The organism is Ruegeria sp. BH6, assembly GCF_056538105.1.
On sequence record NZ_JBQFSR010000004.1, the window covers coordinates 79,614 to 101,134 of the forward strand.

At 59.2% G+C, this 21,521-nt stretch carries 21 protein-coding genes; 9 read left to right on the plus strand and 12 right to left on the minus strand.

Annotated features, from left to right (window positions below):
- Nucleotides 1-21: 21 nt before the first annotated feature.
- Nucleotides 22-789, minus strand: coding sequence for a glycerophosphodiester phosphodiesterase family protein (locus tag ACR0B8_RS10720; protein WP_170360792.1), 768 nt, complete (start codon nucleotides 787-789; stop codon nucleotides 22-24).
- On the minus strand, nucleotides 786-1,241 hold the full coding sequence (locus ACR0B8_RS10725) for a RidA family protein (RefSeq protein WP_170360794.1): 456 nt from the start codon (nucleotides 1,239-1,241) through the stop codon (nucleotides 786-788). The genes ACR0B8_RS10720 and ACR0B8_RS10725 overlap by 4 nt, the downstream gene beginning before the upstream one ends.
- Before the next feature lie 337 nt (nucleotides 1,242-1,578).
- On the opposite strand from ACR0B8_RS10725, the gene ACR0B8_RS10730 reads away from it, so the two are divergent.
- Both ACR0B8_RS10730 and ACR0B8_RS10735 read left to right on the plus strand, forming a co-directional pair.
- On the plus strand, nucleotides 1,579-2,349 hold the full coding sequence (locus ACR0B8_RS10730) for an MlaA family lipoprotein (RefSeq protein ID WP_170361207.1): 771 nt from the start codon (nucleotides 1,579-1,581) through the stop codon (nucleotides 2,347-2,349).
- On the plus strand, nucleotides 2,339-2,947 hold the full coding sequence (locus ACR0B8_RS10735; protein ID WP_170349755.1) for an MlaC/ttg2D family ABC transporter substrate-binding protein: 609 nt from the start codon (nucleotides 2,339-2,341) through the stop codon (nucleotides 2,945-2,947). The genes ACR0B8_RS10730 and ACR0B8_RS10735 overlap by 11 nt, the downstream gene beginning before the upstream one ends.
- Before the next feature lie 59 nt (nucleotides 2,948-3,006).
- On the opposite strand, the gene ACR0B8_RS10740 is transcribed toward ACR0B8_RS10735, so the two are convergent.
- Genes ACR0B8_RS10740 through ACR0B8_RS10755 form a run of 4 tightly spaced genes read right to left on the minus strand, consistent with a single transcriptional unit; the run spans nucleotide 3,007 to nucleotide 7,174 of the window.
- Nucleotides 3,007-4,104: an ABC transporter ATP-binding protein gene (locus ACR0B8_RS10740; RefSeq protein WP_170349754.1), complete on the minus strand. Its 1,098-nt coding sequence runs from the start codon at nucleotides 4,102-4,104 to the stop codon at nucleotides 3,007-3,009.
- 3 nt (nucleotides 4,105-4,107) lie between these two features.
- Nucleotides 4,108-5,007: a carbohydrate ABC transporter permease gene (locus tag ACR0B8_RS10745; protein WP_170349753.1), complete on the minus strand. Its 900-nt coding sequence runs from the start codon at nucleotides 5,005-5,007 to the stop codon at nucleotides 4,108-4,110.
- Nucleotides 5,000-5,872 carry a carbohydrate ABC transporter permease gene (locus ACR0B8_RS10750; protein ID WP_170349752.1) on the minus strand — a complete coding sequence of 291 codons (873 nt, stop codon included), beginning with the start codon at nucleotides 5,870-5,872 and terminating at the stop codon, nucleotides 5,000-5,002. The genes ACR0B8_RS10745 and ACR0B8_RS10750 overlap by 8 nt, the downstream gene beginning before the upstream one ends.
- 57 nt (nucleotides 5,873-5,929) lie before the next feature.
- On the minus strand, nucleotides 5,930-7,174 hold the full coding sequence (locus ACR0B8_RS10755; RefSeq protein WP_170349751.1) for an ABC transporter substrate-binding protein: 1,245 nt from the start codon (nucleotides 7,172-7,174) through the stop codon (nucleotides 5,930-5,932).
- 219 nt (nucleotides 7,175-7,393) lie between these two features.
- On the opposite strand from ACR0B8_RS10755, the gene ACR0B8_RS10760 reads away from it, so the two are divergent.
- On the plus strand, nucleotides 7,394-8,131 hold the full coding sequence (locus tag ACR0B8_RS10760; protein ID WP_170410803.1) for a response regulator transcription factor: 738 nt from the start codon (nucleotides 7,394-7,396) through the stop codon (nucleotides 8,129-8,131).
- Nucleotides 8,128-9,579: a sensor histidine kinase gene (locus ACR0B8_RS10765; protein WP_480658560.1), complete on the plus strand. Its 1,452-nt coding sequence runs from the start codon at nucleotides 8,128-8,130 to the stop codon at nucleotides 9,577-9,579. The genes ACR0B8_RS10760 and ACR0B8_RS10765 overlap by 4 nt, the downstream gene beginning before the upstream one ends.
- A gap of 4 nt (nucleotides 9,580-9,583) precedes the next feature.
- Here the strand turns inward: ACR0B8_RS10765 and fliP are convergent, their stop codons facing one another.
- From fliP to fliF, 4 genes are read right to left on the minus strand one after another with little or no spacing between them, the layout of a single operon-like run.
- Nucleotides 9,584-10,315, minus strand: a complete 732-nt coding sequence (fliP, locus tag ACR0B8_RS10770) for a flagellar type III secretion system pore protein FliP (protein WP_480658559.1) — start codon at nucleotides 10,313-10,315, stop codon at nucleotides 9,584-9,586.
- Nucleotides 10,315-10,602, minus strand: a complete 288-nt coding sequence (locus tag ACR0B8_RS10775; RefSeq protein ID WP_170349747.1) for a FliM/FliN family flagellar motor switch protein — start codon at nucleotides 10,600-10,602, stop codon at nucleotides 10,315-10,317. Before ACR0B8_RS10775 ends, fliP begins: the two co-directional genes overlap by 1 nt.
- A complete protein-coding gene (locus tag ACR0B8_RS10780; RefSeq protein ID WP_170349746.1) occupies nucleotides 10,595-11,191 on the minus strand; it encodes a FliH/SctL family protein in 597 nt (198 codons plus the stop codon). The genes ACR0B8_RS10775 and ACR0B8_RS10780 overlap by 8 nt, the downstream gene beginning before the upstream one ends.
- Complete coding sequence (gene fliF / locus ACR0B8_RS10785; RefSeq protein WP_480658557.1) at nucleotides 11,191-12,780, minus strand: flagellar basal-body MS-ring/collar protein FliF; 1,590 nt, start codon at nucleotides 12,778-12,780, stop codon at nucleotides 11,191-11,193. The genes ACR0B8_RS10780 and fliF overlap by 1 nt, the downstream gene beginning before the upstream one ends.
- A 119-nt stretch (nucleotides 12,781-12,899) precedes the next feature.
- Here fliF and ACR0B8_RS10790 point away from each other — a divergent pair, with 119 nt between their 5' ends.
- Genes ACR0B8_RS10790 through ACR0B8_RS10810 form a run of 5 tightly spaced genes read left to right on the plus strand, consistent with a single transcriptional unit; the run spans nucleotide 12,900 to nucleotide 17,534 of the window.
- Entirely contained in the window at nucleotides 12,900-13,397 is a 498-nt protein-coding gene (locus ACR0B8_RS10790) for a flagellar basal body-associated FliL family protein (protein WP_480658555.1), read from the plus strand.
- Nucleotides 13,398-13,406: 9 nt separating this feature from the next.
- Complete coding sequence (locus ACR0B8_RS10795) at nucleotides 13,407-13,913, plus strand: DUF6468 domain-containing protein (protein WP_170360807.1); 507 nt, start codon at nucleotides 13,407-13,409, stop codon at nucleotides 13,911-13,913.
- Nucleotides 13,910-14,485, plus strand: a complete 576-nt coding sequence (locus tag ACR0B8_RS10800) for a MotE family protein (RefSeq protein WP_170360810.1) — start codon at nucleotides 13,910-13,912, stop codon at nucleotides 14,483-14,485. The genes ACR0B8_RS10795 and ACR0B8_RS10800 overlap by 4 nt, the downstream gene beginning before the upstream one ends.
- A gap of 38 nt (nucleotides 14,486-14,523) precedes the next feature.
- A complete protein-coding gene (gene motA / locus ACR0B8_RS10805; protein WP_480658553.1) occupies nucleotides 14,524-15,393 on the plus strand; it encodes a flagellar motor stator protein MotA in 870 nt (289 codons plus the stop codon).
- A complete protein-coding gene (locus ACR0B8_RS10810; protein ID WP_480658551.1) occupies nucleotides 15,390-17,534 on the plus strand; it encodes a hypothetical protein in 2,145 nt (714 codons plus the stop codon). Before motA ends, ACR0B8_RS10810 begins: the two co-directional genes overlap by 4 nt.
- Nucleotides 17,535-17,599: 65 nt before the next feature.
- Here ACR0B8_RS10810 and ACR0B8_RS10815 read toward each other — a convergent pair whose 3' ends face one another.
- Entirely contained in the window at nucleotides 17,600-18,943 is a 1,344-nt protein-coding gene (locus ACR0B8_RS10815) for an MmgE/PrpD family protein (protein ID WP_480658549.1), read from the minus strand.
- Nucleotides 18,940-21,381: a GcvT family protein gene (locus ACR0B8_RS10820; RefSeq protein ID WP_480658547.1), complete on the minus strand. Its 2,442-nt coding sequence runs from the start codon at nucleotides 21,379-21,381 to the stop codon at nucleotides 18,940-18,942. Before ACR0B8_RS10820 ends, ACR0B8_RS10815 begins: the two co-directional genes overlap by 4 nt.
- Nucleotides 21,382-21,521 lie beyond the last annotated feature (140 nt).

Sequence of the window (21,521 nt, forward strand, 5' to 3'; positions counted from 1 at the left end):
CTGTGACACCGAGGGGCAGGTTCAACCCGGATGTGGGGCCAAATACCCTTCGAAGGTCACGTTATCGGCAACCCTTCGGGCCTGAGCCTCTTGCTCGGCCGAGCGTACGGTCCAACACAGAACCGGCACGCCGCGCGCTTTCAATTCGGCCACGCGGGGGCGGGACAGATCGGCGACCTCATGGCTGATAAAGCTGGCACCGACCCTGTCAAAATCGGGTATGTCGCGCAGTTGATCGCAGACCTTCTGCGGCAGCAGCTCAACCTTGGGCTGGTAAGAACAAGTCACCAACCCGCGCGGCAGATGGGGGGCAAGACGCGCCAGTTCGGCCACGCTGTTGGGATTGAAAGACATCAAGGCCACTGGCCCGTCATAACCCTGCAAGGCCCGTACCGCGTCGGCCTCAAGTGATCCGACATTGGGACCCATCGCGCCGTCCTGATCCTTGAACTCGATCAGCAAGGGAACCTTGCCGTCCACCTGTGCAAGCACGTCGTCCAGCGTCGGAATACCATCATCAGCATGCAGCAGCTGCGTCGCCTGCGCCTGTGTCGCCGTCACCTGCTGAATAGGGCCGGGCTGCCCGGTCAGGCGTGTCATGTCGTAATCATGAAACACCATTGCCCGGCTGTCCGAAGTTCGCTGCAAATCAATCTCGATCCCGTACCCGGCCTCGACAGCCGCACGGATGGCCGCCCGGCTGTTTTCCGGGCGGTTATCCGAAAGGTCATGCAGCGCCCGATGCGCAATCGGGGCCTGCAGGAAAACTGACGGCAAGGACGGTGTCATTGAACCTCGAAAATACCTTCGATTTCGACGGCCACGCCCAGCGGCAGTGCCGCGGCGCTGACGGCCGAGCGGGAATGACGGCCAGCCTCACCCAGGGCTTCGACCAGGAAATCCGACGCCCCGTTGATCACCTGTGGCTGCGCTGTGAAATCAGCTGTCGAGTTCACGAAACCAGTCAGCTTGATCACGCGCACCAGTTTGTTGATGTCACCGCTACAGGCTGCCTTGACCTGCGCCAGCAGATTGATGGCGCAAACCTTCGCGGCAGCGGCACCGGCTTCAATTTCCATGTCATCGCCCAGCTTGCCGGTGATCAGATCGTCATCCTTGGAAATCTGGCCCGAGACATAGACGATGTTGCCCACCCGAACGAAGGGTACATAGTTCGCCGCCGGCGCAGGCGCGTCCGGCAGGTTGACGCCCAGGCTTTCCAGTTTTGCTGCGATGCTCATGAAGTTTCCTCCCAATCTTTGAGTCGGGGCGAAGCTAACCGGGAAGACCGGGATCGGAAAGTACGAAAACGGGGATAGACGACCCAGAGCGGTCAGCGTAACTCTTCCTATGCCGAACAGTTGAACCTGTACCACTTTACGTAAGTACGTCGCACAGGTTAAACGCTTTTTGTTTCATACTGGTTGCGAAACGTATATGTGACATCGGATTGGGCCATGCTATGTGGCCACGGGCAGTATTGATTGACAGTTCGGGCGTGTGGAACCCGAACGTTTAGGAGTGGCAAAGACCGTGTTGAGCAGACCCCGCCTGAAGCACCTTATCGTCCTGTCCGTGATGGCGGTCCTTAGCGCCTGCGCCACGCGACCGCCGGAGGGGACCCCGTCGAATGAGGTGTTCGATCCCTATGAGAACACCAACCGGGGCATTCACAAATTCAACCTGGGCGTTGACCGGTTTCTGTTCCGTCCGGCATCGAAAGGCTATGTCAAGATCGTACCCGATCCGATGGTGACCAGCTTTAACCATTTCGCCGAAAACCTGACGATGCCCGGGCAGGCGCTGGACTACCTGTTGCAAGGCAATGTCAAACAATCCGGCAACGCTTTGCTGCGCTTTGTGGTCAATACCACTGTGGGCGGCTTGGGCCTGTCTGACCCCGCTGCCGAGTTGAACTTGCCGCCGGTGGATACCGATTTCGGCGAGACCCTGCATGTTTGGGGCGTTGGCGAGGGCGCTTATGTCGAGCTGCCTTTTTATGGCCCGTCAACCCAACGGGATGCGATTGGTGTTGTGGTCAATCTATTCTCGAATCCGATCAATTTCACACCGGTCCGTCCGGTGGACAATATCGGCGTATATGCCGAGGTCGTCCGCCGCATGGGTGATCGGGGCCGGTTCTCGGATACGGTGGATTCAATCCTGTATGAAAGCGCCGACAGCTATGCGCAGGCACAGACAATTTACATCCAAAACCGCCGCTTTGAACTGGCACGCGACGATGAGGACGCCTATCTGGGTCTGTACGATGACCCTTATGCAGATATCGGGACTGACCCAGTCAGGGACCCCTACTTAGACCCCTACGAGGACCCCTATGCCGAATAACCATCTGAACCGACGCGGCTTTATCGCCACTGGCCTGGCCAGTGCGATGCTGACCGCCCTGCCCGCCTTTGCACAGACCGAAGCCAGCGCTAAGGCACTGGTTGTCAGTGTCGTGGACGATATCAACCGCGTGATCGCCTCGGGCAAATCCGAAAAGGCGATGATCCGCGATTTTGAAAAGATCTTCGTGCAATATGCCGATGTGCCGATCATGGCGCGCTATGTGCTGGGGGCAGATGGCCGCTCAGCAAGCCCCTCGCAGATCAAGCAATTCACCAAAGCGTTTCAGGGCTATATTTCCAACAAATATGGCCGCCGCTTCCGCGAGTTCATTGGTGGCCAAGTCACAGTTCGCAATGCCCGCAAAATCAAGGCGGGCTACGAGGTGCGCACCTCGGTCAAGTTGCAGGGGTCTTCCCCGTTTGAGGTGACATTCCTGGTGTCGGACAAATCGGGCCGCGACAAGTTCTTCAACATGTTCATCGAAGGGGTGAACATGCTGCTGACCGAACGGACCGAGGTCGGCGCCATGCTGGATGCGCGTGGGGGCGATCTGAACCGCCTGATCAAGGATATGAGCCGAAACAAGCTCAGCTGATCCGGTTCACAAATGAAAAAGCGCCGCGCGATTGGTTTCGCGCGGCGCTTTTTTTGGTTTTAGTTCAGGCGTTCGCCAGTTTCCTTGGCGAAATAGGACACCTTGCTCATGTCAAAGGCCAGGTTCAACATCTTGCCCGCCTGCGCACTGGTTTCCGCGTGCAGCCGCGCAGTGACCTGTTTGCCGCCCAGTTCCGAGACCACATAAGTATCAGCCCCCGCCGGTTCGACCATGTCGACCATACAGGAGGCCTCTTGCACACCATCACCGGCACGGAACCCGGCCTCGGCAATGTCTTCGGGGCGCAGGCCCAAAATCACATCCTCGGGCAGTGACAGATCGCGGGCATCGTTCAGAACCAGTGTCTCGCCCGTTTCACGTGCAATGGCGATCTGCGTGCCCGGGCCGGTCTTGGACGCTTGCGCCGGGATCAGGTTCATCGCCGGTGAGCCCATGAAATCAGCCACAAACAGGTTGGCCGGGTTGTTGTAGATTTCAGCCGGGCTGCCGATCTGCTGCACGATTCCACCTTTGAGAACCACGATCTTGGTCGCCAGCGTCATCGCCTCGATCTGGTCATGGGTCACGTAGACGATCGAGGCATCCAGCGTCTGATGCAGTTTCTTGATCTCGGTTCGCATCTCGACCCGCAGCTTGGCGTCAAGGTTCGATAACGGCTCGTCAAACAGAAACAGTTTGGGATCGCGCACCAGTGCCCGGCCCATCGCCACCCGCTGACGCTGACCGCCTGACAATTGGCTGGGGCGGCGGTTCAGCAGCGGCTCGATCTGCAGCAACGAGGCAACCTCGTTCAGCTTGGCCTCCTGTGTCGCCTGATCGACCCCGCGTACCTTCATGCCAAAGGTGATGTTCTTGGCCACGGACATTGTCGGGTACAGGGCGTAGGACTGGAACACCATCGCGATGTCGCGATCCTTGGGGCTGACATGGGTCATGTCCTTGCCCCCGATGGACAGCGTGCCGCCGGTAATTTCCTCCAGCCCCGCAATACAGTTCAGCAGGGTGGACTTGCCGCAACCCGAGGGGCCGACCAACACCAGGAAATCACCCGGTTCGATCGAAATGTTGATGTCCTTCAGAACCTCGGTTGCGCCGTAATTCTTGTACAGATTGTTGATATCGAGAATGGGAGCCATGGGTTATCCCTTCACTGAGCCAGCGGTCAGACCGCGGATGAAATACTTACCGGCGACGACATAAACGAGCAGCGTCGGTAGCCCCGCGATGATCGCGGCGGCCATGTCGACGTTGTACTCTTTGACGCCGGTGGTGGAGTTTACGATGTTGTTGAGCGCCACGGTCACGGGCTGCGTTCCCGCCTGGCTGAACGACACGCCGAACAGGAAGTCGTTCCAGATCTGCGTGAACTGCCAGATCACGGTCACCACGATGATGGGCAGCGACAACGGCAGGAAGATCGACCAGAATATCCGCAGGAATCCGGCCCCATCGACCCGTGCCGCCTTGGTCAGCTCGGCCGGAATGGTGACATAGTAATTGCGGAAAAACAGTGTGGTGAAACCGAGGCCATAGATCACGTGGACGAAGATCAGACCCGGAATGGTCCCAGCGATCCCCATCATGCCCAGCAGACGCGCCATCGGCAGCAGCACAACCTGAAACGGTATGAAGCAACCAAACAGCATCAGCGAGAAGATGATATTAGCGCCTTTGAACCGCCATTGCGCCACGACATAGCCATTCAGCGCGCCCAGCAGGGTCGAAAGGGCCACCGCAGGCACCGCGATCAGGACCGAGTTCCAGAAGTAAGGCCGCAGCCCTTCACACTGGATACCGGTGCAAGCCCCGGACCACGCGGTTTTCCAGGCGTCAAAGCTGACCTCACGCGGCAGCGAGATCAGGCTGCCTGTGCGAATTTCCTCAAGGCTTTTAAGCGACGTGGTCAACATCACGAAAAGCGGCATCAGGTAATACAGCGCGAACAGGCCCAGCAGGACATACAGCAACCAGCGCAAGGCGATCTTGCCCGTGGCGCTTTGGGTGCGGGTTTGGGTTTGGGGCATCGACAGATCAGTCATTTTTCGCCCTCAGCTCTGAGTAAAGATAGGGAACCACGATGGCAAAGACGACAAGCATCATGATCATCGCGGAGGATGCCGCCTGACCGATATCGCCGCGCGAAAACGCCATGGCATACATGTAAGTGGCAGGCAGATCGGTCGCGTAGCCCGGACCGCCGCCTGTCAGGGCGATGACCAGGTCAAAGCTCTTGATCGCAAGGTGCGCCAGCACGATGAACGCCGACAGGAAGATAGGAGCCATCGACGGGATGATGATCGCCGTATAGATGCGCCAAGTGGGAATACCATCGACCTGCGCGGCCTTGATGATTTCGCCATCCACAGACCGCAGACCTGCCAGAAACAACGCCATGACAAAGCCCGAGCTCTGCCAGATAGCAGCGATTACGATCGTATAGATCGCGTAGTCAGGGTTCACCAGCCAGTCGAACTCGAAATTCGGAAAGCCCCAACCCTGCACCATGGATTCAATGCCCAACCCGGGGTTCAAAATCCACTTCCAAGCCGTGCCAGTCACGATCATCGACAGCGCCATAGGGTACAGGTAAATCGTCCGGATCGCACCTTCGACGCGGATCTTCTGATCCAGCAGGATGGCCAGCAACAGGCCCAGCACCATCGCAATCACGATGAACAGCGCGCCAAAGATATACAGGTTGTTGATTGCCGTATCCCAGCGGGGTGAATCAAACAGGCGCTCATATTGGATGAACCCGTTGATCTCATATTTCGGCAGTAGTTTAGATCGTGTCAGCGACACCCATGCGGTCCATCCGATAAATCCGTAAACAAAGATCAATACGGCGATGAACGACGGTGCCAGCACCACCTTGGGCAGGTGGTTTTCCAGCCATTCGGACATTTTAGCCTCCGGGGAAAGATGCTCTGCCCCGCATTATAGGGGGCAGAGCGTATTGGATCAGTAGCTGTTTGCTACCGCGTCCGCGAGTTGCTGAACCGCGTCAGCCGAGGACATATCCGAGTTAAAATGCGCGGTCACAACGTCGGTGATCGCACCGGACTGCGACCCGCGCAGCGCCATGCCATGGGCATAGGACGGCAACAGCGAACCAGCGTCCGAGGTCGAGCCCATGTCTTCAGCCGACAGATTGGCGCAGATGTCAAAATCATCCAGCGCCACGTCGGTGCGGGCAGGGATCGAGCCTTTGTTCAGATTGAACACCTTTTGGAAGTTCGGCGCCACGATCAGCTTGGCCAACAGGTCTTGACCGGCTTTCTTGTCATCTCCGTCCACGTCGAACATGGCAAAGCTGTCAACGTTGTACAGATAGCCGTCGCCGGGGGTCGAGGCGCACAGGAAATCTTCGCCGGGCTTCTTGCCGGCCGCCAGGAACTCACCCTTGGCCCAGTCACCCATGATCTGGAAGGCTGCTTCGCCGTTCATGACCATGGCAGTGGCAAGGTTCCAGTCACGGCCCGAGAAGTTCTCGTCGACATAGCCGCGCAGGGTACGCATCTGATCAAAGACCTGAACCATCGTGTCCGAGGTCAGCGCCTCCGGGTCCAGATCGACCAGCGCTTTCTGGAAGAACTCGGGCCCGCCGATACCCAGAACCACAGTTTCAAAGACGGTCGCGTCCTGCCATGACTGACCACCATGGGCCAGCGGGATCACACCGGCAGCCTGCAGCTTATCAGCAGCAGCGTTGAACTCGTCCCAGGTGGTCGGCATTTCGATGCCATTTGCGGCCAGAACATCAGCATTGGCCCAGATCCAGTCTACGCGATGTACGTTCACTGGTGCGGCGCACCATGTGCCCTCGCACTTCATGTGACCTGCGATGGATGCGGGCAGCACATCCGCCCAGCCTTCGGCGTCGGCCACGGATGAGATGTCGGCCAGAACGCCCTCTTCGTACCATTCCTGAATTGCGGGGCCTTTCAGCTGAACTGCGGTCGGCGCGTTTCCGGCCAGCACCCGGGCACGCAACGCGGTCATGGCCGCGTCACCGCCACCACCTGCAACCGGCATATCGGTCCAGGTTCCGCCATTCGACGCGAACTCTTCCTGCAGTACGGCGACCGACTTGGCCTCACCACCCGACGTCCACCAATGCAGAACCTCGGCCTGTGGCTCGGCCAGAACCGACGACCCGGCCACAACGGCCAATGTCGAAACGGTGGCGAATGCAAAATGCTTCATTGTCTGTCTCCTCCCTAGAGAACTTAGTGACTGCTGATGCAGCGATGCCCGTTATTCTGAGACCAGTTCGCCATCTGGCAACGCTGAATCCGCGCCAAAGCCCGGCAACCACCCAAAAATTCACTGCTTTTGTTACAGCGTGTTACGTTGACATTGAATCTGTTTCCGTTCGTTACAATGGATGATGTCGGAGCAGCAGAAACTGGGAGGACAAACCGCGTGAGCATTCCGCGACTTTTGGTGGTGGATGACGACCCTGAAATGCGGTCGATGATGACCCAATTCCTGCATCAGAACGGGTTCGTCGCCCTGCCCGCCAGTTCCGAGGCTGAAATCCGCAACCATCTGACAGCGGGACGGATCGACCTGATCCTGCTGGATGTGATGCTTGGGGATGAGAACGGAGTCGAGATCTGCGCCCGCCTGCGGGCTGAACAGGACGTGCCGATCATTCTGGTTTCGGCCCTGTCAGCCGACCATCAGCGCATGGCGGGGTACGAGGTCGGGGCCGACGACTATATCGCCAAGCCTTTCAACCCGCAGCTGATGCTGGCGCGGGTTCGTGCGGTGATGCAACGCGCCCGGCGTACGCCGTCGCTGGCCTATCGCCGCCGCACACACAGCTTTCGTTTCAACGACTGGGCCTATGACGGCAAACGGGATGAGGTGCATTCACCCGAAGGCTACCTGGTTCCTCTGTCGCAACGGGAAACTGCGCTGCTCAAGGTTTTGCTGGCCAACCCGCATATCCCCCTGACCCGGGATGAAATCGCCGCTGCGCTGGACGTCACCGGCAGCGCCGACAAACCCGAGGCGCAAGGGCGGGCCATCGACATGCTGGTTGGTCGGTTGCGTTCGAAAATCGAGGTCAACCCGAAAGACCCGCAGATGCTGCGTACCGAACGCGGGGTCGGCTATGTCTTTGCGGCCGAAGTGTCGGTGGAAGAGGACGCATGACCACACGCGCCCCGCGCCTGCGCAGTCTGGGCTGGATCTGGACAGGGGCCGCCTTTGCCTCGGGGCTTCTCTCCGCCGGGCTGTGGTTTTCTTCGGCCCGCGCCTGGGACAACTTTCTAACCCGCGCCTATGTCGCAGGGTTTTCCGTCTATGAAGAGCTGCGGGTCAGCAAAATCCCGCCGCCGGGGATCACGATCACCCCCTTGTCCCCCGAAGCTGCGCAGTTGGCCGATGCCGGGCGGTTCGAGCAGCTGCCCGGCCTGTCGGATCGCAGCTTTGTCACCAACCTGTCGATCCTGACCGACAACACCGCCCCCCTGGCCGGGCGCGAACTGACGCTGGCGGTGATGTCCGACCGGCTGGTTTATCCGGTGTCTGATCTTCTGTCCCGCGTTGACCAGACCGGGGCCGAGAAGATGGGCAATCTGACCCGCCTTCTGGCCACCTATTGCAGCGAGCCAATCCTGGTCGCCCGGTTCGGACACAGAGGCTGGCAGCAGGTGGACGGCACCGATATCTGGGGTTGCAAGGCCGCCCCTGGCGACCTGCGCCTGCCCGCCATTCTGGCCGCCATCGTGGCTTTGGCGGTCATCCTGACATCGATCGGCAATGTCTCGGACAGTTTCACCCGGTTTTCCAACGCCCTGCGCGGCCGCAAACGCCAGGGCGGGCCGAGCAGCTATGATGCCGACGGCCCGGCGGAACTGCGCGACATCGTGTCAGCCGTGAACGACCATCTGGATGCAGAGCGCATGCAGCTTGAAAAACGCGCTACCGTTCTGTCCGGTGTCAGTCACGATCTTGGCACCCCTGCCACGCGTGTTCGCCTGCGCGCGGCCCTGATCGCCGATGACGAACTGCGCGAAAAGCTTGAGGCCGATGTGGATCAGATGACGGGCATGATCGAAAGCGTGCTGACTTACACACGCTCGGAACTCAGCGTTGAAGACCCCCGTCAGATTTCCCTGACCGCGCTGGTCGAGTCTGTGGTCGCTGATTATCAGGACATGGACCTGCCGGTGACCCTGAAGAAAATCGCCCCGGTCGCAGTCGAAGGCGCGCCATCGGTCTTCATGTCCCGACGCGGGCATGGATCCTTGCCCGAGACACGGCGGATGCTGGTGATGGGGCGGCCAATCTCTCTGAAACGGGCGTTAACAAATCTGATCGACAACGCCCTGAAATACGGCCGCCATGCCGAGGTGCAGCTGGAAACCGACGCCCGCACCGCGACCATCACGGTCGAGGACAAGGGTGCCGATCTGTCCGTCACTGATATCGAAAACCTGATGGCACCGTTCCGGCGCGGGTCGAACACCGGGTCATCCGACGGGTTCGGTCTGGGCCTGACAATCGTGGCTACGATTGCCGAACAGCATGGGGGCTCCCTCAGCTTCGAGGCCGGGGATCAGGGCTTGCGTGCGCGGTTGCAAATCACCCGGCAGTGATATCTCATGTCATATAGCTGCGCACCAACGCCCCAGCGATCAGAGACCATCCATCCGCAATAACAAAAAACGCCAGCTTGAATGGCAGCGATACCGTCGCAGGCGGCACCATCATCATTCCCATCGACATCAGCACCGCCGCCACAACCAGATCAATGATCAGAAATGGCAGGAAAATCAGAAAGCCGATCTGAAAGGCGCGTGCAATCTCGGACAGCATGAAGGACGGCATCAGGATCGACAGCGGCGCCTCGGGCGTCAGGGCGATAGCGTCACCGCCAGGTCGCAAGGCCGCCATCGCGTGAAACGTATCCGGGTCCAGCCGCGCGGTCATAAAGGCTCGGAAGGGCTGAATGGCAATCTGCAACGCGGGTTCGACCGCCATGGTTTCTTCGACCATCGGTCGAACACCGGTGGCCCAGGCCTCGGAAAATACGGGCTCCATGATGAAATAGGTCAGGAACATCGCCAGGCTGACGATCAGCATGTTCGGTGGCGATTGCTGCAATCCGATCCCTTGACGCAGAATGGCCAGAACAGTGATCAGAAACGGAAAACAGGTGACCATGATCGCCAGCCCAGGTGCCAGGCTGAGGATCGTGATCAAAAGGATCAGCTGGATGGTCCGCGCCGAGATCGACCCCCCCTCGCCCAATGACAGCGACAGCTCTTGCGCCGCAGCCAGAGACGGGGAAAGCGTCGCCAGCGCAACAACCAACCAAAGCAGAAGCCGCATCAACCGATCCCGTGCTGCAAATCAGCAATCTCTGTCAGGCGCACAGCAAGCTGCCCGGCCTGATCGCCCTCCATCTCCTCCAGCAGGCCGCGGGCGACCAGTTGGTCTCCGACATACAGGTCGACCGGGTCCTCGATCCGCTTGTCCAGCGTCAGCACGGCGTTCTCACCCATGTTCAGCAGGTCGCGGATCAGCGGACGCGCACGCCCGACCGAAACCGTAACTTCAATCGGAACCGCCTCGAACGGATTGGCTTTTTCGGGTTTCGGAGTTTGGGGATCATTCATGGTTCACTGCCTCTTTTGCCTCAAATACATATGCGTCAAATGCCCCCGCGACCGCGGCGAGCAGACCGCTGCAATCCACCTCACGCTGGGTTGTGCCGACCTGCAACCGGGCCTGTCCTGGCTCTAACGAGGGGTCTTCGATCACGCGAGTGGGTGAGGACAGTTCCTGCGGCAGCAGGGCCTCTACCCCAGCCGCGCGGCCCTTGGGCACGAAGATTTGCATCGGCTGGCCAATCTGTTCCCGCGCCATTTCGGTCAGCTGTTCGGCCAACCGGACAGCAAAACCGCGATCCAGCGTTTCGGGCAGGACAGTGTCCACCAGGCTTTGGAACATCGGGTCCAGCGACAATGTCATGCGGGTGACAGCCTCATGATAAGTAAAGGACATGTCCTCCAACGATCTGGCCAGCCCGTCTGAGACCTGACCTCGGCTTTGTTCTTGCGCCTGAAGCGCGTCTTCCCAACCGGCGCTATAGCCTTGCTCGAACGCTGCCAGCCGCTGTTCCTCCAGCGCGTCCTCGTCCAGCAGGTGCAGCTTGCCACCCCCGGCTTGCAGCGTGAAATCCTCAAGAAGATGAGCAATCGACATCAGACACGCTCCTCACCTTCTTCAAGCCAGCTGCGCAGGATCTCGACGGTCTCTTCCTGTTTATCACCGATCATAGCCCGCAATCGGTCGACCGGATCAGCGCCCGCCTGCGCGGCCAGTGCCGGGACGTCGCCAGCGGCAGTCTGGCCCGGCAGCGCGCTAAATTGTCCGTTTTCGTCAGTCGCTATCTCGCCGGTCAGAATGGCCTCGGGCTCAGGAGGTGCCCCGGCGGGCAGCAAGGCCGGGGCCATCGCCGGTTTGGTCAGGATCGGACGGATCACGAAGAGCCCAAGCACCAGCGAGACAATCGCCAACACTGCCATCTGGATCAGCGACATCGCGTCGAAATGAACCTTTTGCCAGATCGAGACCGCTGCCAATGTGCCCTGCGGCTCTACCACCGGCAGGTCCAGCGATTTCAGGGTGATGACGTCCCCGCGTTCGGCGTCGAACCCCACGGCCGAAGCCACAAGCTCCTTCAAGGCCTCCATCTCGGTTTCGGGCATCGGCTCAAATGTCTCGACTCCGGTCGCATCCACGGACCGTGTGCCGTTGACCAGAACCGCAACCGTCAGACGCTTGATCGCACCGGGGGCATTGTGGACTTCCAATTCGGTTTCCGAGACCTCGTAATTCACCCGTTCCCGCGTCTGCGTCGCGTTCGAATTCGATTCGTCCCCACCCGCGCCATCGCCATCCGGCAGGTTCGACGCCACGGTGACATCGGCGGATTGATTGCGGGCGCTGTCCGATCGTTCCTCGACATCAGTACTGATGGCAACGCGGCCATTGGGGTCAAAACGGCGTTCGCGGATGGATTCGGTCTTGGTCACGGTGTCGACGCTGACCTCAACCACAGCATTGCCCGTGCCGACGCGCGCCTCGACCAATCGCATCACACGCTCGCGCAACTGGCGCGCCTTGTCATCTGCCGTATCCGCAGCGACTGCGGTCTCCTGCGCGCCGATCACCGCCCCGTTCGAATCGACCACGGTGACATTCTCAGGCGCCAGACCACTGACGGCAGACGCCACAAGAAACCGGATCGCCTTGGCCTGATCGGATGTGATCTGCGCCCCTGACGGCACCAGATAGACCGAGGCCGTCGGCGCCACGCTGCGCTGAAACGGGTTGTTCGATCCGTTGGCAATATGAACCCGTGCCTGGCTGACATGAGGGCTGCCAACGATGGTTCGGGCCAGCTCACCTTCTTTTGCGCGCCAATAGGCGGCATCGAACATCTGCGAGGTGGTGCCAAACCCGCTAAGTGAATCCAGCAGCTCATAGCCTTGATTGCCGTTGGCGGGCATCCCCTCGCTGGCGAGTGTCATGCGCAGCTCATCTCGCTGTGATCCGGGCACGTAGATCGAGCTGCCCCGAATCTCATAAGGCACCCCGCGCTGATCCAGCGAGCGGACGACATCCCCCGCCGCGCCACTTTCCAGCCCGGCATAAAGCAAGGTCATCGACGGCGCCGTGACCAGTCGCGACATCGCAAGGACCCCAAGAAAAACCAGCACTACTGCACCGGCGACGATGATTTGTTTACGCCTGTCCAAACTTGCCCAGACAGTTCCGATCTGCTGCACGATCACCTCCGACTCGCCGACATTCTGCCCGGCGCATCCCTTGTTTGAACGATTGCCCTTAACAATCGGTTAGTCCCTGCCGGGTTATGACGATTGCAGAACGGACAAATGAGGACGTCATGACTGACGCGACTGCAGAACAGGCAGAAGTACCAGAAAAATCTGGGAAAAAAGGGATGATCATAGGGGTGATTCTGGCCGTGACCGGGGCGGCTGGTGGCTATTTCCTGACCACCTCCGGGTTGCTTCCTTTTGGCGGCAAGCCCGCAATGGAAGACGTCAAGGAAACGGATAAGGGCAAGGCTGTAAAGGCCCTGCTGCAAGTGGGATTCATCGATCTGCCGGCGGTGATCGTGTCGGTGAACGCAGGCGATTCGCGGCATCTGAAATTTCACGCTCAGCTTGAGGTGAACAGCGAATACGCCGCCGATGTCGAAAAGATGAAACCCCGAATCATGGACATCCTGAACGGGTATCTACGCGCGGTCGAAGTCTCGGACCTTGAAGATTCTCTGGCCCTGATGCGCATCCGCGGCCATCTGCTGCGCCGCATTGAAATCGTCGTCGGAGAAGGCCGCGTGCGCGACGTTCTCGTGATGGAATTCGTTTTGAACTAGGAGGCGAAATTGGAGCTGATTGCAGATATTTTGCTGGTCGCCGGCGCGCTGGGTGCGGGTCTGTATTGTTTCGTGCTGTCCCGACGGCTGAAACGCTTCACCGATCTGGAAAAAGGCGTGGGCGGCGCGGTTGCTGTTCTGTCGACCCAGGCGGATGAGCTTAAGAAATCCCTGGGTGCCGCACGAGCAGCCTCGGACCAGTCCGGTGCGGAATTGAAAGAGCTGACACAGCGGGCCGAATCGGTGGCGCAGCGGTTAGAGCTGATGATGGCCTCGATGCACGACGTCGTTCCATCGCAAGACAAACCCGACCAGCCGGCCGACCCCGAAGAAGATATCAGCGCCGCACCCGAGGAACACGCGGAATCCGCCGTGGCTGAGTTGGATGAAGTCGCTGAAACGATCGAAGCGCCCGAGAAGCCGAATAAGGACGCGACCGTCCCAGAACCGGCCAAGCGGCCGGGCGGCTTGATGTTCTTCCGCCACGATCGCTCTCAGGGTGAGGCCGCATCATGACCCGCCAGAAAGCCGATAGGCGCCCAAAAGGTGGCGTGCTGGCCGTCATCTCTTTGCTGATGATCGGGTCTGCCGCGATTCGTCTTGGGCTGGAAGCAGGACCAGCGTTGGCAAAAACTGCCGAACCCTATGCCCCCAAAGTCAAACACGCACACGCCGATCTGCCCGGCGCACAGGTCCTGCTGACCGAACTGCTGCGCCGGGAAGAAGCGCTGAAAAAGCGCGAGGCAGCAGCGCTTGACAAGGAAAAGGCATTGGCCATCGCCGATCAGGCGATCGAGATGCGACTGGTTGCCCTGCAAGAGGCCGAAGAGGCCCTGCGCGCGACGCTCGCCATTGCCGAAAAAGCTGCCGAGACCGATCTGACGCGCCTGACGGATGTCTATCAAAGCATGAAACCCAAGGACGCCGCAGCGTTGTTTGAGACGATGGACCCAAGCTTTGCCGCCGGATTCCTGTCTCGCATGCCGCCCGATGCGGCTGCTGGTGTTCTGGCCGGTCTGCGCCCCGAAGCCGCCTATACCATCAGCGTCATAATGGCAGGCCGCAACGCCGCCGCCCCACAGGAATAAAACTCTAACCCCGCACAGGATTTTGCTGGAGATCACCCATGATCGGAATAATCGGAATTGTCGTCATTTTCGCCATGGTGTTCGGCGGTTATCTGGCTGCGGGCGGCAAAATGACCATCATTTTGAAATCGCTTCCTTTTGAGATGATGATGATCGGCGGTGCCGCTGTTGGCGCTTTCCTGATCAGCAATGACATGAGCGCCGTCAAACACACCCTCAAAGACATGGGCAAAGTGTTCAAAGGACCAAAATGGAAACCTGAGGACTACCGCGACCTGCTGTGCCTGCTGTTCTCGCTGATCCGTATTGCCAAGGCCAACCCGGTCAAGGTGGAACAACATATCGAAGACCCGGAAAATTCATCTCTGTTTTCGGCTTACCCGAAAATTCAGGCAGATAAAGAGGCCGTTGACCTGATCTGCGATACGATGCGCGCCGCCTCGATGAACTATGATGATCCGCATCAGGTGGAAGAAGTTCTTGAAAAGCGGATGGAGGCGAACTTCCACCATGCCATGCATTCCAGCCACGCCTTGCAGACGGTTGCGGATGGCCTACCCGCTTTGGGCATCGTTGCGGCGGTTCTTGGCGTGATCAAGACGATGGGTTCGATTGACCAGCCCCCCGAAGTGCTGGGTAAATTGATCGGCGGCGCCCTGGTGGGGACCTTTCTTGGGGTGTTTCTGGCTTATGGCCTGGTCGGACCTTTCGCGGGCAAACTGAAAGCTGTCGTCGAAGAAGACAACCACTTCTACCAGCTGATCAAAGAAGTGTTGGTCGCCAATCTGCGCAACCACAACGCTGCCATGTGCATTGAGGTTGGGCGTCAGAACACCCCAACCCACAACCGCCCTGATTTCACCGAGTTGGAAGAAGCGTTGAAAGAACTCAAACAGGCAGCCGCATGACACGGTTTGCATTCTTATTCTCGGCGTTCATCGCCGGGGCCAGCGGAGCCGCAGCGCAAGATCTGACGGTGCGCTCGGGTGAGCATGAAGGTTATACCAGATTGGTGGTTCAAGTGCCTCAAGACACCGATTGGGTTCTGAAACAGACAAAAAACGGCGCACGCCTGAACGTCGCGCTGAAGGATGTGACATACCGAACCGGCACCGTCTTCCAACGCCTGACGCAAAACCGACTTGCCGCGATTTCGCAGGCCGAACCAGGCGGTGCACTGGAACTGGAGTTCGGTTGCGATTGTGTCGCTTCGGCCTTTCTTTTCAAAAGTACGATGATTGTGATTGATATCGCACCCGGCACCTTCCTGCCGCCGCTCACCAGTGATATTCCGGCCCCGGTTCTGCCCAAAACCCCAAAAGAAATCAAAACGACAGGCCCGGAGCAGACCATTGATGCACTGGCCTTGCCGTTGTTGAACCTCAACGCGAACGGATTCGAAGACCAGCTTTCGACCCGGCTGCTGCAGGGGGCGGACCGCGGAATCATTGATCTGAACATCGCGCCGGTGGGGCCACGCGCATCCAACGGGAATCAAGCCGTATTTTTGCCAGCCGGTGTTGAATTGAATGTTCAAGTGACTTCGTTTTTGGACGGTTTGAACGGGCTTTTGGGTCCGGATGTTCCAAAAGTGGAACGGCGCCCACCCTGCGTATCCAGCGCCGAGCTGGCTTTTGACCGTTGGTCTGACGAGCGTCCGTTTCCAGAACAAGCCGCGCAGCTTCGATCAGAACTGTACCAAGAATTCGATACCATCGACAAAGAGAGCGCGCTGAAACTGGCGAAACTGTACGCGCATTCCGGGTTTGGCGCCGAAGCGATCCGGGCGTTGGACCTGCTGGACGAGCGATCTTTGGAAACCGAACACATCGCGGCCATTGCCCGTGTTCTGGATGATGGGCCGCTGATCGAAGACAATCCGTTCCAGGGCTTGCAGCGTTGCGAGGGCGATGCGGCTTTGTGGGCAGCGCTGAGTGAAGGCAACTTGCAAGGCGACGCCAATCTAACGGCTATCGAACAGTCTTTTGCCCGCTTACCGGACCATCTGCGGCGCCATGTCGGCCCGGCCTTGTCGGACATTCTGGTAGAAGGGGACGAGTTAGAAGCCGCCCGGCGGATCTTGCGCTCGGTCGATCGCGTCAAGACGCAAACCAGCGCAAATGTCGCGCAGGCAAAGGCCAAGGTTGCAGCGGCCGAAGGTGACGCCCCCCGGACCGAAGTCTTGCTGACTGAAGCGATCGAAGCGTCAGACGCCACGCTTGAGGCGCCGTTGGCACTGGCCCGACTGGTCGACAAACGTTGGCTGGAACGTGGCGCAATCTCTCCTCAGGAACTGGCTCTGGCGGAATCCTACACGATTGAGTTTCGCCGTTCTGACATCGGCCCCCTGATGAAACAAACCCATATGGTCGCGCTAAGCCTGAGTCAGGAATTCGATGCCTCTCTGGATTTGGCGGCAGAGCTGTCAGAGGATGCGGAATCCGCGGACGCTCTGAACCGTGCGGTGCTTATCCTGACCGAACGCGCCGATGATGCGACCTTTTTGCGCCGCGTCCTGATCTTGTCACATAAGCATTCTCAAAATCTGACAACCGACACAGCCATTGCCGTTGCTGACCGACTGGCAAAGCTTGGGTTTTCACGACATGCATACGCACTAGCAAAGCGTCCTCAGGACAGGCTGAGGCGGGGTGAGCGTGCCCGTCTGCGGGCCAAAGCCGCGCTATTGGATCAGCGTCCGCATCAAGCGATGCTGGAACTGGCCGATGATCAGACGGACGCAGCGATTATGCTGTGGACTGAAGCCCTGATTGCAGCAGAGGATTTTGCGGCGGCGGGTGATCTGATGCGCAACTCAGGTCGTGAGGATGAAGCAAACCGCTTGTTCTGGTTGGCCGATCTACCAGAGCAAGTGAATTTGGAAAATCACACCAAATTCGATCAGGTCGTCCAGACATCCCAAGGTCTAACAGCCGCACCGGCCCGACTTCCTGAAACACCCCTGGCCGACGCGGAGAACCTATTGAGGGACAGCGTGGAAACCCGCAACAGGATTGCGGAGTTGTTTGCCATATTGAGTCAGCCGTGAATACGGCTCTAACGCGGACACTTTCCTGATTTTTGTCGACACGCGCGACGTAAACGACACATTTTCTAAGGATCAAATATCAACGGAGACAAGTCAGACATCCGAGAGTCCGGCGCGACCCAGCCCAAAATTGCATCCCGAATTGCCGCAGCCCGGGTCGGGCCGATGACTGGCGTTGCGAATTCCGAGTACTTGGTGATCACTTCTTCGCGGCTGATGGGGGCCTCGGGACCGCCTCGGGCGTGGACATCTCCAGAGTCGAAAATCTGCCCATCTGAGGTTTCGATACTGACATCGGCCCAACGACCCTTGGGGAAGCGGGCATTGTGACGATCACTCTCGGCCACGTGAATACGGGGTATCAGCGCGGCCACTGCCGGGTCAGAAAGACCGGAACCGGAAATATGCTCGACCCCGATCCGACCGTAAAGCGCCTGCACGGCCACCGCGAAAGGCAACGAATACTGTGCCTGAGAGGTCGTGCCCGGCATTCCGGCATACAGGCAAGCACCCTGATGGAATGTGTTGATCTGAATAGACCGGATTTGCGCATGAGACAGGTCATTGTCCCGCATTACCGCCCGGACACCGTCGATTGCGGCATGGGCCCAACGGCAGATTGGGTAGGGTTTCACGTATTGATGCTCGACCTGCCAAAACTGGCCTAGATCGGCCCAATGAGGCGCGGCGATTTCTGCCTCGATCGTGATGGCGGGGGCACCGGTAAAGCCACGTTCGGCCAGAATAGCGGCTGAAACTCCGACAAGCGCACCCCAACCCGATCCGTCATGCAGCATCGTGGGGTTGGCAATCTCGCGCATCATCTGACTGCGGGGACCGTGATATTCGGCGATACCCATCGCCTGCCGCATCTGATCCTGCGAATGGCCGCGCAGACGGGCGGCCATCGCGACTACACCCAACGCGTTCCATGCACCTGACGTATGGTAGTCACTGACCGAGGCATGCAGCGACAACCCCGCGCGCCCGGCAATTTCATAGCCTGTGATCACCGTCGCCAGTGCTTCGGGGCCCGTCAGATCCGGGCGATGGGCGGCCATGGCGATCAGTGCGGGCAAAACCACAACACCAATATGCCCCTTGGTCGGGTTATAGCCGTCATGCCCATCCAGGTTATCCGTCTGGGTCGCCGCCGCATAAGCCGCCCCGGCCATGCTGACCGGACGCCCGTCGAACATCATCCGGGCGCTGTAGTCCGGATCAGAGCTGCCATAGAGCAGGGCCGCCGTGTCGCGTGCGATCACCCCGGCCTCCATCGGGCCAGAGGCGATCAGGATGCCCATCGTATCCAGCATCATCAGCGCAGCCGCTTCCTTGGCGCTGTCGGGCATCTGATCGGCAGATCGGTTCAGGGCAAAATCTGCAACGCGGGCGAAGGTTCCAGTCATGAGACGCCTTCGGCGACCGGCTGAATATCACGCAACTTGTGACCTTTGGGATCGAAAGGCGGTTCCGAGAGGATTCTGGCGCTGTGTGGCTTGCCCAGAATGTAGATTTCGACCGTATCGCCGGGGCCGGCCACTTTGGGGTCGGCATACCCAACGGCCAGGGACTTGCCCACCGAATAGCCATAGGCACCCGAGGTCACCCGGCCCACAGGCGTACCATTGGGCATGAATATCGGCTCACCTCCGGTGGCATCAGCGTCAACGGCATCAACCTCAAAGATCGAAAGCATTTCGCGGGCAGAATTATCTTTGATGGACAGATAGGCGCCTTTGTTCAGGAAATCCTTGTCCAGTTTGATCAGGCCGGCCAACCCGACCTCTTGCGGCCAGTATTCCTGAGAATACTCCCGTCCCCACGAGCCGTAGCCTTTTTCGATGCGCAGCGATCCCAACGCGCGACCGCCAACCGGGCCACCGTTCAACTCTTTCGCCGCATTCAAAAGCGCGGAATAGAGCCTGATTTGATCGGACTCCGCACAGTGCAGCTCCCACCCCAAGTCACCGGTGAAGCTGACGCGGATGGCTAGACAAGTGACCCCGGCCACCTCGATGGTTTGGGACCGCATAAAGCGGAATGCTTCGTTTGATAGGTTCGCATTGGTGAGCCGTTGCAGCAGATCGCGCGATTTTGGACCGGCCACGTTGAAGCCCGCAATCCGATTGGTGGCAACCTCGAACGTGGTGCCTTCGGGCAGATCGACCATGTTGAAAAAGCGCTGATGATAGCGTTCCGCCATGCCAGAGCCGATCATCATATACTCATCCTCGGCCACTTTGGTGATGGTGAAATCACCGGCCACGCCACCGCGAACCGAGATCAGTGGCGTCAGGCAGGACCGTCCCACTGCAGTCGGCACCCGATTGGCCACCAGACGATCCAGCCAGTCATACGCGCCCGGCCCTTTGACCACGTAATTGGCAAAGTTCGAGATATCGATGACGCCCACATGATCGCGCAGCATCTGCACTTCGCGGCCAACTGGCTCCCACCAATTCTGGCGAGTGAAGCCGTTGGTTTCAGTCGCCCCGGGGTGATCTGCGAACCAAAGCGGGTGTTCCCAACCACAGTTCAGCCCAAAGACGCAGCCCATATCTTTCTGCATCTCGTAAGCGGGGCGCACACGGGCGGGACGGCCAGCGCTGCGTTCTTCGTTCGGGAAATGGATGGCAAATCGATGGGTATAGACATCTTCGACCCGCGCCTTGGTGAATTTCTTATCGGCCCAGTCGCCGAACCGCGCCAGATCCCAGGCGAACATGTCATATTGCGGCTCGCCCTCGACCATCCATTGCGCCGCCAACAGCCCAAGGCCACCGGATTGCGAGAAGCCGGGGATGATACCGGTACAGCAGAAATAGTTCTTCAGTTCTGGCACCGGCCCCCAGATCGCGTTGCTGTCCGGCGACCAGATCATCGGGCCGTTGATCACCCGTTTGACCCCGGCTGTTGCCGCCACCGGCACACGTTCGGTGGCGCGGATCACGTTTTCCATGATCCGGTCCAGATCGTCGGGGAACAGGTCATGGGCGAAGTCCAGCGGCGTGCCGTTTTCGGCCCAGAACCGCATGTCTTTCTCATAAGCTCCGATCAGCAGGCCGTTTCCTTCCTGACGGAAATAATACTCACCATCCCGATCGGCGATCGAGGGCAGGCGACGGCCCAGTTCCGCAACCTCGTCAATCGCCTCGGTCACAAAATACTGGTGCTCGGTCGGTTGCAGCGGCAGTTCGATTCCGGCCAGCGCCGCGACTTCTCGCCCCCACAGACCCCCGGCATTAACCACCCATTGCGTGTGGATATCACCCTTTTCGGTGCGCACGATCCACGAGCCATCAGATTTCTGTTCAGTCCCTATTACAGGGCAAAACCGCTCAATCGTTGCCCCCATCGCGCGCGCCCCGGCGGCGTAGGCTTGGGTCACACCCGACGGATCGACGTTGCCGCCATCGGGTTCGAACATGATACAGCGGATATCGTCGAATTGCGCCAATGGGTGCAATTCCATCGCCTGTTCGCGGCTGATCTCATAGAAGTTCAGGCGGTAGAATTTTGCCTTGGCCTCTTGCAGGCGCAGCTGGTGTTCGCGGTCCTCGGTCTGCGCCAGATACAGCGAGCCCGACTGGAACACGCCGCAGCCCTGTCCGGTTTCCTTTTCCAGCTCTTTATACAGGTTCATCGTATAATGCTGGATGCGGGTGATGTTGTTGTTGTCGTGCAGCCCATGAATATTTGCCGCCGCATGCCAGGTCGAACCCGAGGTCAGCTCATCCCGCTCCAGCAGCACCGCGTCAGTCCAGCCGAGCTTGGCCAGATGATAAAGGATCGAGCAGCCGACAAGGCCTCCTCCGATCACAACGGCCTGGGCGTGGGTTTTCATGGGTGTGACCTCCTGCTGGCGGGCGCATGAACCGCACCCTGTCAGGAAAGTCAGCCACAGGTCAAAGGTGGCTTATGCTCTGTTCCCGACGCGAAATGTCGGGAACAGAGTATTCTCGGTATGAATAATTTTCACGCAGA

What these genes read in the sequence shown, in the direction of transcription:
- ACR0B8_RS10810 (WP_480658551.1), top strand. Translation starts at nt 15,390, where the DNA reads ATGACACGGTTTGCATTCTTATTCTCGGCGTTCATCGCCGGGGCCAGC.
- ACR0B8_RS10720 (WP_170360792.1), bottom strand. Translation starts at nt 789, where the DNA reads ATGACACCGTCCTTGCCGTCAGTTTTCCTGCAGGCCCCGATTGCGCAT.
- ACR0B8_RS10745 (WP_170349753.1), bottom strand. Translation starts at nt 5,007, where the DNA reads ATGACTGATCTGTCGATGCCCCAAACCCAAACCCGCACCCAAAGCGCC.
- motA (WP_480658553.1), top strand. Translation starts at nt 14,524, where the DNA reads ATGATCGGAATAATCGGAATTGTCGTCATTTTCGCCATGGTGTTCGGC.
- ACR0B8_RS10765 (WP_480658560.1), top strand. Translation starts at nt 8,128, where the DNA reads ATGACCACACGCGCCCCGCGCCTGCGCAGTCTGGGCTGGATCTGGACA.
- ACR0B8_RS10800 (WP_170360810.1), top strand. Translation starts at nt 13,910, where the DNA reads ATGACCCGCCAGAAAGCCGATAGGCGCCCAAAAGGTGGCGTGCTGGCC.
- ACR0B8_RS10790 (WP_480658555.1), top strand. Translation starts at nt 12,900, where the DNA reads ATGACTGACGCGACTGCAGAACAGGCAGAAGTACCAGAAAAATCTGGG.
- ACR0B8_RS10815 (WP_480658549.1), bottom strand. Translation starts at nt 18,943, where the DNA reads ATGACTGGAACCTTCGCCCGCGTTGCAGATTTTGCCCTGAACCGATCT.
- ACR0B8_RS10730 (WP_170361207.1), top strand. Translation starts at nt 1,579, where the DNA reads ATGGCGGTCCTTAGCGCCTGCGCCACGCGACCGCCGGAGGGGACCCCG.
- ACR0B8_RS10775 (WP_170349747.1), bottom strand. Translation starts at nt 10,602, where the DNA reads ATGAATGATCCCCAAACTCCGAAACCCGAAAAAGCCAATCCGTTCGAG.
- ACR0B8_RS10755 (WP_170349751.1), bottom strand. Translation starts at nt 7,174, where the DNA reads ATGAAGCATTTTGCATTCGCCACCGTTTCGACATTGGCCGTTGTGGCC.
- fliP (WP_480658559.1), bottom strand. Translation starts at nt 10,315, where the DNA reads ATGCGGCTTCTGCTTTGGTTGGTTGTTGCGCTGGCGACGCTTTCCCCG.
- ACR0B8_RS10735 (WP_170349755.1), top strand. Translation starts at nt 2,339, where the DNA reads ATGCCGAATAACCATCTGAACCGACGCGGCTTTATCGCCACTGGCCTG.
- ACR0B8_RS10740 (WP_170349754.1), bottom strand. Translation starts at nt 4,104, where the DNA reads ATGGCTCCCATTCTCGATATCAACAATCTGTACAAGAATTACGGCGCA.
- ACR0B8_RS10780 (WP_170349746.1), bottom strand. Translation starts at nt 11,191, where the DNA reads ATGTCGATTGCTCATCTTCTTGAGGATTTCACGCTGCAAGCCGGGGGT.
- ACR0B8_RS10820 (WP_480658547.1), bottom strand. Translation starts at nt 21,381, where the DNA reads ATGAAAACCCACGCCCAGGCCGTTGTGATCGGAGGAGGCCTTGTCGGC.
- ACR0B8_RS10725 (WP_170360794.1), bottom strand. Translation starts at nt 1,241, where the DNA reads ATGAGCATCGCAGCAAAACTGGAAAGCCTGGGCGTCAACCTGCCGGAC.
- ACR0B8_RS10750 (WP_170349752.1), bottom strand. Translation starts at nt 5,872, where the DNA reads ATGTCCGAATGGCTGGAAAACCACCTGCCCAAGGTGGTGCTGGCACCG.